The 9,173-nt window shown below is 72.0% G+C and carries 7 protein-coding genes; 3 read left to right on the top strand and 4 right to left on the bottom strand.

What is annotated here, in order from left to right; all coding sequences use genetic code 11:
- The 3 genes from ACZ44S_RS12075 to glgB all read left to right on the top strand — a co-directional run.
- The coding region (locus ACZ44S_RS12075) for an alpha-glucosidase C-terminal domain-containing protein (protein ID WP_356080066.1) at positions 1–254 on the top strand (254 nt) is incomplete at its 5' end.
- Between the two features lie 112 nt (positions 255–366).
- The gene (locus ACZ44S_RS12070) at positions 367–1,785 is read left to right on the top strand and encodes a maltokinase N-terminal cap-like domain-containing protein (RefSeq protein ID WP_466927452.1); all 1,419 of its coding nucleotides are present in this window, start codon (positions 367–369) and stop codon (positions 1,783–1,785) included.
- 31 nt (positions 1,786–1,816) lie between these two features.
- Positions 1,817–4,363 (top strand): 1,4-alpha-glucan branching enzyme, encoded by a 2,547-nt coding sequence (gene glgB, locus ACZ44S_RS12065; RefSeq protein WP_466927449.1) that lies wholly within the window; start codon positions 1,817–1,819, stop codon positions 4,361–4,363.
- Positions 4,364–4,378: 15 nt separating this feature from the next.
- Here the strand turns inward: glgB and ACZ44S_RS12060 are convergent, their stop codons facing one another.
- From ACZ44S_RS12060 to ACZ44S_RS12045, 4 genes are all read right to left on the bottom strand, one after another.
- A complete protein-coding gene (locus ACZ44S_RS12060; protein WP_466927446.1) occupies positions 4,379–6,658 on the bottom strand; it encodes a HelD family protein in 2,280 nt (759 codons plus the stop codon).
- Between the two features lie 121 nt (positions 6,659–6,779).
- Entirely contained in the window at positions 6,780–7,103 is a 324-nt protein-coding gene (locus tag ACZ44S_RS12055; RefSeq protein ID WP_466927443.1) for a thioredoxin family protein, read from the bottom strand.
- Positions 7,100–7,528, bottom strand: a complete 429-nt coding sequence (locus ACZ44S_RS12050; protein ID WP_466927441.1) for a MerR family transcriptional regulator — start codon at positions 7,526–7,528, stop codon at positions 7,100–7,102. Before ACZ44S_RS12050 ends, ACZ44S_RS12055 begins: the two co-directional genes overlap by 4 nt.
- 204 nt (positions 7,529–7,732) lie before the next feature.
- Complete coding sequence (locus ACZ44S_RS12045) at positions 7,733–9,130, bottom strand: cation:dicarboxylate symporter family transporter (RefSeq protein ID WP_466927438.1); 1,398 nt, start codon at positions 9,128–9,130, stop codon at positions 7,733–7,735.
- Positions 9,131–9,173: the final 43 nt, after the last annotated feature.

Raw genomic sequence — 9,173 nt, 5'->3', positions numbered from 1 at the left:
ACACCGAGCTGCCCTCCTCCAACCCCGCGGTCCTCGCCTTCCTGCGCGAGTACGAGGACGACCTGGTGCTCTGCGTGAACAACTTCTCACGCTTCGCACAGCCCACGGAGCTGGATCTCAGCGCCTTCGAGGGGCGGCACCCGGTCGAGCTGTTCGGCGGGGTGCGCTTCCCGGCCGTCGGCGAGCTGCCGTATCTGCTGACCCTCGGGGGGCACGGCTTCTACTGGTTCCGGCTCCGCAAGGACGCCGCGTAGAACCCGGGGCGGGGCGGTTTTCACCGGCTCGCCCTGGGCACGCATCAGTAACACCCCGCCCACCGGCGGCGCCCCCTGCGGCGCGCCGAAAGAGGGGAAAGGACGCGACGCCATGTCGGAAGCCGTCACACGCACCGTCACGACACCGCCCGGCCTCCTTGCGTCACTGGATCCGCTGCTGAGGGAGTGGCTGCCGCGGCAGCGCTGGTTCGCGGGCAAGGGCCGTCCGGTCACCGGGTTCGACCTGGTCGCGGCCACCGAACTGTTGCCGCCCACCGCCAAGCTGGGCCTGTACCACCTGCTGGTGCGCGCCCACCAGCCGCTCCAGCCCGGCCACGGCGGCCACGAGTGGCCCGGCGACTGCTACCAGCTGCTCATAGGCGTGCGCGAGGCGCTGCCGCCCCGGCTGGCGCCCGCGCTGATCGGTCATGTGACCCGGGGCCCGCTGGCCGGACGGACGGTCTACGAGGCCCTGCACGACACCCGGCCCGCCGAACTGCTCCTGGAGGCCCTGCGCACCCAGGCCCGGATCGGCGGGCTTCGCTTCGAGCGGGACCCGCACCAGGAGATCCGCCCCGGCCTGGTACCGCGCCTGATGACCGCCGAGCAGTCGAACTCGTCGGTCGTCTACGGAGATACGTTCATTCTGAAACTGTTGCGCCGGGTCGTGCCCGGCATCAACCCCGATTTGGAGCTGCCGCTGGCGCTGGCCCGGGAGGGCTGCCCCCGGGTGCCGCCCCCGACGGCCTGGCTGGTCGCGGACCCGGACGCCTCCCCCGGTCCGCCGCCCTCGGCCGAGCCGTACGTCCTCGGGGTGCTGCAGCCGTTCGTGCAGGGCGCGACGGACGGCTGGGAACTGGCGCTGCGGGAGCTCGCCAAGGGCGAGGACTTCGTCGCCGAGGCGCGGGCCCTGGGGCGGGCCACCGCCGAGGTGCACACCGCGCTGGCCCGCGCGCTGCCGACGGTCACGCTCGGCCACACCCAGCTCCGCTCCATGGTCGACGGCATGCGGGAGCGGCTGGAGGCGGCGGTGCACGCGGTGCCGACGCTGCGGCCGTACGCGGACGGGCTCCGTTCCGCGTACACGGCGCTGGACGACCTGGCCGCCGAGGGCCGCACCTGGACGGCCCAGCGGGTGCACGGCGATCTGCACCTCGGGCAGTGTCTGCGCTCCCCGGCGGGGGAGTGGTCGCTGATCGACTTCGAGGGGGAGCCGGCCCGGCCGCTGGCCGAACGGCGGATGCCGCAGCCGGCGGTGCGCGACGTCGCCGGCATGCTGCGCTCCTTCGACTACGCGGCGCGTTCGGTGGACCCGCCGCAGCCGGAGTGGGCCGAGCACTGCCGGGCGGCGTACTGCTCCGGGTACGCGGAGGCCGCGGGCCGGGATCCGCGCACGGAACCGGTGCTGCTGCGGGCGTGCGAGACCGACAAGGCGGTCTACGAGGCGGTCTACGAGGCCCGGCACCGCCCCGACTGGCTCCCCGTTCCGATGGCCGCGGTGCACCGGCTCGCCGCGGCCGACCTGACCTGACCGTCCGACCTTCGCCCAGGAGGCTTCGCCCGTGACCCCCCGCCCCGAGTCCAGCGGTTCGCATCCGGAGCAGCCGGCCGAGCAGCGGCGCACCGAGCCGCCGGCGCCCGCACGGAAGAAGGCAGCCGTGAAGAAGGACAGCGCGAAGAAGACCCCGGCGAAGAAGAGCGCCGCGGCGGCGAAGGCCACGGCCAAGAAGGCGGCGACCGAGAAGACGACGGTGAAGAAGGCGACGAAGAAGGCGGCGAAGAAGGCAGCCGGGAGGACGGGCGCCGGGAGCCCGGTGCCGAAGGGCGCGACGAAGGCCCCGAGGAAGGCCGAGCCGGAGAGGACGGCCGTCGCCCCGGCGACCGCGGTGACGCAGTCCGCCCCGCCCGAGATGGAGATCGCGGTCTCCCCCGCCGTGGACGCGGCCGACCGTGAGCGGCTGCTGAACGGCACCCATCACGCCCCGCACTCCGTGCTCGGCGCGCATCCGGTGCCCGGCGGGGTCGTCTTCCGGGTGTTCCGGCCGTACGCCCAGGCGGTGACCGTGCTCTCCGGGGGACTGACCGTCGAGTTGCACGACGACGGTGACGGGTTCTTCTCGGGACTGCTGCCGCTGCGGGAGGTCCCGGCGTACCGGCTGCTGGTGACGTACGAGGGGACGGTCCAGGAGACCGAGGACGCCTACCGCTTCCTGCCGACGCTCGGCGAGCTCGATCTGCATCTGATCGGCGAGGGCCGGCACGAGGAGCTGTGGACGGTGCTGGGCGCGCACCCGATGACGCACCAGGACGTCACCGGCACCCGCTTCTCGGTGTGGGCGCCGAACGCGCGCGGCGTGCGGGTGGCGGGCTCCTTCAACTTCTGGGACGGCACCGGCTTCCCCATGCGGTCGCTGGGCTCGACCGGGGTGTGGGAGCTGTTCGTGCCGGGGATCGGTGAGGGCGAGCTGTACAAGTTCGAGATCACCCGCCCCGACGGTTCCCGTACCCTGCGCGCCGACCCGCTGGCCCGCCGCACGGAGGTGCCGCCGGCGACGTCGTCGGTCATCACCTCCTCGGCGTACGAGTGGGGCGACGCTCAGTGGCTGGAGCGGCGGGCGGAGGAGCCCGCGCACCGGGCGCCGTTCTCCGTGTACGAGGTTCATCTGCCGTCATGGCGACCGGGACTGACGTACCGTCAGCTGGCCGAGCAGCTCCCCGCCTACGTCAAGGACCTCGGCTTCACCCATGTCGAGCTGATGCCGGTCGCCGAGCATCCCTTCGGCGGCTCCTGGGGCTACCAGGTCACCGGGTTCTACGCGCCCACGGCCCGGCTCGGCACCCCCGACGACTTCCGGTACCTGGTCGACGCCCTGCACCGGGCCGGCATCGGGGTGCTGATGGACTGGGTGCCCGCGCACTTCCCGCGCGACGAGTGGGCGCTGGCGGAGTTCGACGGCCGGCCGCTGTACGAGCACGAGGATCCGCTGCGGGCCGCGCACCCCGACTGGGGCACCCTGGAGTTCGACTTCGGCCGGCGCGAGGTGCGCAACTTCCTGGTGGCCAATGCCCTGTACTGGTGTGAGGAGTTCCACATCGACGGGCTGCGGGTGGACGCCGTCGCCTCGATGCTCTACCTGGACTACTCGCGCGAGCCGGGCCAGTGGACGCCGAACGAGCACGGCGGCCGGGAGAACCTGGACGCGGTGGCGTTCCTGCAGGAGATGAACGCCACCGTGTACCGCAGGGTGCCGGGGGTCGTGACGATCGCGGAGGAGTCCACGGCCTGGGACGGCGTCACCCGGGCCACCCATCACAAGGGCCCGAGCGGCTTCGGCGGGCTGGGGTTCGGGCTGAAGTGGAACATGGGATGGATGCACGACTCGCTGCAGTACATGAGCCACGACCCGGTGCACCGCCGCCACCACCACGGCGAGATGACGTTCTCGATGGTGTACGCCTACAGCGAGAACTACGTGCTGCCGATCTCCCACGACGAGGTGGTGCACGGCAAGCGGTCCCTGGTGTCGAAGATGCCCGGCGACTGGTGGCAGCAGCGTGCGAACCTGCGCGCCTATCTGGCGTTCATGTGGGCCCACCCCGGCAAGCAGCTGCTCTTCATGGGGCAGGAGTTCGCGCAGGGAGCGGAGTGGTCGGAGGCGCACGGCCCCGACTGGTGGCTGCTGGACCCGCACTACGGTGCCGAGGCCGACCACCGCGGGGTGCGCGACCTGGTGCGCGACCTCAACACCGTCTACCGGAACACCCCGGCGCTGTGGCAGGGCGACACCGAGCCGTCCGGTTTCCGGTGGGTGACCGGGGACGCCGCCGAGGACAACGTGTTCGCCTTCCTGCGGTACGACGCGGACGGCTCTCCGCTGCTCGCGGTGTCCCACTTCGCGCCGGTGGTCCGGCAGGACTACCGGATCGGGGTGCCCGACGACGTTCCCGCCTGGCACGAGGCCGTGAACACCGACGCCGGCCGCTACGGCGGCGGTGACATCACGACCCCTGACCCGGTCAAGCCGGAGCCGCAGGGGTGGCACGGCTACCCGGCGAGCATCCGGCTGACCCTGCCGCCCCTGGCGACGGTGTGGCTGCGCCCGGCCTGAGTTCCGGGCTCCGGCTCAGCCCAGGGCCTCGGCCAGCGGCTCCGGCAGCGGCTCGGTGTGCAGGACGCCGAGCCGCTGGGTGGCGCGGGTGAGCGCCACGTACAGGTCGCTGGTGCCGTAGCGGCCCGGTTCCACCACGAGGACCGAGTCGAACTCCAGCCCCTTGGCCTGGCGCGGGTCGAGCAGGACGACGTCGTGGGTCAGATCCGGCTCGGCCCCGGCCGTGACGCCGTCCAGCCGCGCGGCCAGCGGCCTGTGCAGCTCCCGCGGGGCGATGACGGCGAGGCGCCCCTCGGCGGGGGTGAGCTCCGCGACGGCCTTGGCGGCGGCGCCGGGCAGGTCGTCGGTGGCGCGGGCCCAGGGGCGTACGCCGGTACTCCGTACCGAGCCGGGCGGCTCGAAGCCGGGGTGCTCGGCACGCACCACCGCGGGGGCGACGTCCATGATCTCGGCCGGGGTGCGGTAGTTGACGCCGAGCCGGGTGTGTTCCCAGCGGTCCTCGACGTAGGGGGTGAGGATGTCCGCCCAGGAGCCGACCCCACCCGCCTCCGAGGTCTGCGCCGGGTCGCCGACCAGGGTCATCGAGCGGGTGGGGCTGCGGCGCATGAGCAGCCGCCAGGCCATCGGGGAGAGTTCCTGCGCCTCGTCGACGATGATGTGCCCGAACGCCCATGTGCGGTCGGCGGCGGCGCGCTCGGCGGCGCTGCGGTGGTCGTCCTCCTCGTGCCGTTCGGCGAAGCGTTCCGCGTCGATGATGTCGTGCGCGGACAGCACCTCGGAGGAGTCGGGGTCGTCGTCCTCCTTGTCCTCGAACTCGAAGGTGCGGGAGGCGTAGGAGACGTCCAGCACGCCCTGGGCGTAGGCGATCTGCCGCTGCCGCTCGCGTTCGGCGCGCTCGCGGGCGAGCCGGTCGTCCTCGCCGAGGAGTTCGGCGGCCTCGTCGAGCAGGGGCACGTCGGAGACGGTCCAGTGCCGGGTGACGGGGCGGCGGATCGCGGCGGCTTCCTCCTCGGGCAGATGCCCCTCGGGGGCGGCGAGGAAGTCGGCGATCAGACGCTCCGGGGTGATCCGTGGCCACAGCCGGTCGATGGCGGACCAGACCTCGGGGTTCTCGGCGAGCTCGTCGCGGATCTGGGTGATGTCGCTGGGATCGAGCAGGTTGCTGCCGTCGTAGGGGTCGGTGCCGATGCGTTCGGCGACCATGTCGGTGAGCGCGTTGAGGATGTGGCCCTCGAAGTGCTCCCGGGCCACGTTGTGCGGCAGCTTGGCGGCGCGGGTGCGTTCCCGGGCGACGTTGACCAGGCCGTCGTCCAGCATGAGGATCTCGCGGTCGTGCTCGATCGCGATCACCGGATCGGGCAGCACCTGCCGGTCGCGTACGACGTCGGCGAGGACGTCGGCCATCCGCGCCGCGCCCTTGACGGCGGCGGCCTCGGGGGTGTCCGTGCGGGTGGTCCTCACGCCGGGGTACAGCTCGCCGACGGTGGCCAGCAGCACCCCGGTCTCGCCGAGGCTCGGGAGCACCTCGCCGATGTAGCCGAGGAACGCCGGGTTGGGGCCGACGATCAGGACGGCGCGGCGGGCCAGCAGCTCGCGGTGCTCGTAGAGCAGGAACGCGGCGCGGTGCAGGGCCACGGCGGTCTTGCCGGTGCCGGGGCCGCCCTCGACGACCATGACCCCGCGGTGCGGTGCGCGGATGATGCGGTCCTGGTCGGCCTGGATGGTGCGCACGATGTCGCCCATGCGTCCGGTGCGCGCGGAGTCGAGGGCGGCGAGCAGGACGGCGTCGCCGGTGGGGTCCTCGTGTCCGGTGCGGGTCTCGTCGCCGAGGTCGAGGATCTCGTCGTGCAGGGCGGTGACCCTGCGCCCCTCGGTGGCGATGTGCCGGCGGCGCCTGAGCCCCATCGTGGTGTGCCCGGTGGCCAGGTAGAAGGGGCGGGCGACCCGGGCGCGCCAGTCGATGAGGACCGGGGTGCGCTCCGCGTCGTCGGCGCGCAGTCCGATGCGGCCGATGTGGTGGGTCCCGCCCGAGGCGAGGTCGATCCGGCCGAAGCAGAGGGAGCCGTCCACCGCGTTCAGCGCGGCGAGCAGCCCGGAGCGCTCGGCGACCAGGATGTCCCGCTCCAGCCTGGCCTGCCGGGGGGTGTGGCCCTGCGCGAGCGCGTCCGTGACGCCGGCCTCGGCGTCACCGCGCAGGACGTCCACGCGTGCGTACAGTCCGTCGATGAATTCCTGTTCCTGCCGCAATTCATCGTCCGGAAATTCGGTGTTTGACAATTCCGCTCCCGCCCGCATATACTGTGCTCACTGAACTTCACCGCGCCTTCCTCCGTGCGAAGTCGCGAACCAATGAATATACGCAAGGAAAACCCCCGGACGCAATTGCCCGGGGGTTTATTCGTGTCCGGACCGCAGGTCAGAGCACTTCTTCCAGCTCCTGGCGCAGCCGCCGTCCGGGCCTGGCCCCCACCATCGACCGCAGCGGCTCGCCGTCGCGGAACACCATGAAGGTCGGCATCGACAGCACCTTGTACGCGTTGGTCGTATCGGGATTGGCGTCCACGTTCAGCTGGACGACCTTCAGCCGGCCCTCCTCCTCGGCGGCCAGCGCGCGGAGCACCGGGGCCATCTGCCGGCACGGCGGGCACCAGTCGGCCGTGAACTCCACCAGCACGGGCAGTTCCGCCCCGAGCACCTCTCGTCCGAAGTCCGCGTCGGTCACCTCGGGCACACCTCTCACCGCAGCTCCCCTCCCAGTTCGCACCCCGGCTCCGGACCTCCCGGAACCGCCGCGTCGGCGGCCAGCTCATCCCGGGCCCGCTCGGCCCGCGCCAGCTGCTCCCCGACCTTCTCCCGCACCGTCCGCAGCTCACCGATGAGCGCGTCGAGCTCGTCCAGCTTGCGCCGGTAGACCTGGAGCGAGGCGGGACACGAGTCGCCCTCGGGGTGCCCGGCGCGCAGACACTCCACGAAGGGGCGGGCCTCCTCCAGGTCGAACCCGAAGTCCTGGAGTGTGCGGATCTGCCGCAGCAGCTTCAGGTCGCCCTCGTCGTAGGTCCGGTAGCCGTTGGTGGCCCGCCGGGCCGGCAGCAGCCCGCGTGACTCGTAGTACCGCAGCGTCCGGGTGGTGGTCCCGGCCCGTGCGGCCAGCTCGCCGATTCGCATACCGACGAACGTAAGCCTTGACGTCGGCGTCAGGGGAAGGCCGACGGACGGGAAGGGCCGAGCGGCCGGTCTCACGGGGGAAGGAGCCCGGCCGCTCGGCCGTGGGGGGAGGCCCGGCAGCGTGTGCCGGGCCTCCGGTGCCGGGCGGCAGGGCTACGGGGGAGCGCCCGGCCGCCCGGGGTCCGCGGGGAGCGGTACCGGCCGTCAGGCCTTGGCCAGCTCCTTCTCGCCGCCCGGCTGGGCCGGCTCGGCGTGGGAGCCGTCGGCGTCGTCCGCGCCGTCGTGGTCGTCGAGGAGCGTCTGCTCGTCGAACGGGGCACGGCCGGTGAGGACCTCGTCCACCCGGTCCCGGTCGATCTCCTTGGTCCAGGTACCGATGAGGACGGTGGCGATGGCGTTGCCCGCGAAGTTGGTCAGGGCACGGGCCTCGCTCATGAAGCGGTCGATGCCGACGATGAGGCCGATGCCGTCCACCAGGGCGGGCTTGTGCGACTGCAGACCGCCGGCCAGCGTGGCCAGACCCGCGCCGGAGACACCGGCGGCGCCCTTCGAGGCGACCAGCAGGAAGAGCAGCAGCGGGATCTGCTCGCCGATCGACATCGGGGTGCCCATGGCATCGGCGATGAACAGCGAGGCCATGGTCATGTAGATCATGGTGCCGTCGAGGTTGAACGAGTAGCCGGTCGGGACGGTGATGCCGACCACCGGCTTGCTGACGCCCAGGTGCTCCATCTTCGCGATGAGGCGCGGCAGCGCCGACTCCGAGGAGGAGGTCGACAGGATCAGCAGGAACTCACGGCCCAGGTACTTGAAGAGCGAGAAGACGTTCACCCCTGCGATGACGCGCAGCATCGTGCCCAGCACCAGGAAGATGAACAGGACGCAGGTGACGTAGAAGCCGAGCATCAGCACGGCCAGGCTCTTGAGCGCGTCGACGCCGGCCGAGCCGGTGACCGCCGCGATGGCGCCGAAGGCGCCGACCGGCGCCGCCCACATGATCATCGCCAGGACGCGGAAGACCAGCCGCTGGATGTGCTCGATGCCGCGCAGCACGGGCTGACCGGCGGAGCCCATGGCCTGCAGGGCGAAGCCGCAGAGCAGCGCGATCAGCAGGGTCTGCAGGACCTCGCCCGCGGTGAAGGCGGAGACGATCGTGGTCGGGATGATGCCCATCAGGAAGTCGACGGTGCTCTTGGCCTCCGCGTCGACCTGCGCCTGGCCGGTCTCCTTGACGGCGTCGGTCACGGCGAGGCCCGTGCCCGGGTCCAGGATGTTGCCGACGATCAGACCGATGGCGAGGGCGACGACCGACATCACCAGGAAGTAGCCGAGCGCGATACCGCCGACGGCGCCGACCTTGGCGGCCTTCCGCACGGAGCCGATGCCCAGCACGATGGTGCAGAAGATGATCGGCGAGATCATCATCTTGATCAGGTTCACGAATCCGGTGCCGAGCGGCTTCAGCTCGGTCGCGAAGTCGGGTGCGATCAGACCGACGGCGATACCGAGGGCGACCGCGATGATCACCGCGATGTAGAGATAGTGCGTGCGGTCCCGCTTGGCTTTGGGTGCGGCAGGTGCCGTAGCGGCTGTGCTGGTCACGGCGGCCCTCCTTGACGACGTCGTCGGCATCACCGGCGTGCGG

It is taken from the genome of Streptomyces malachitofuscus, assembly GCF_055571035.1.
Note: the sequence above shows the minus strand (reverse complement) of the source record. Positions and strands in the feature narration are given on the sequence as shown.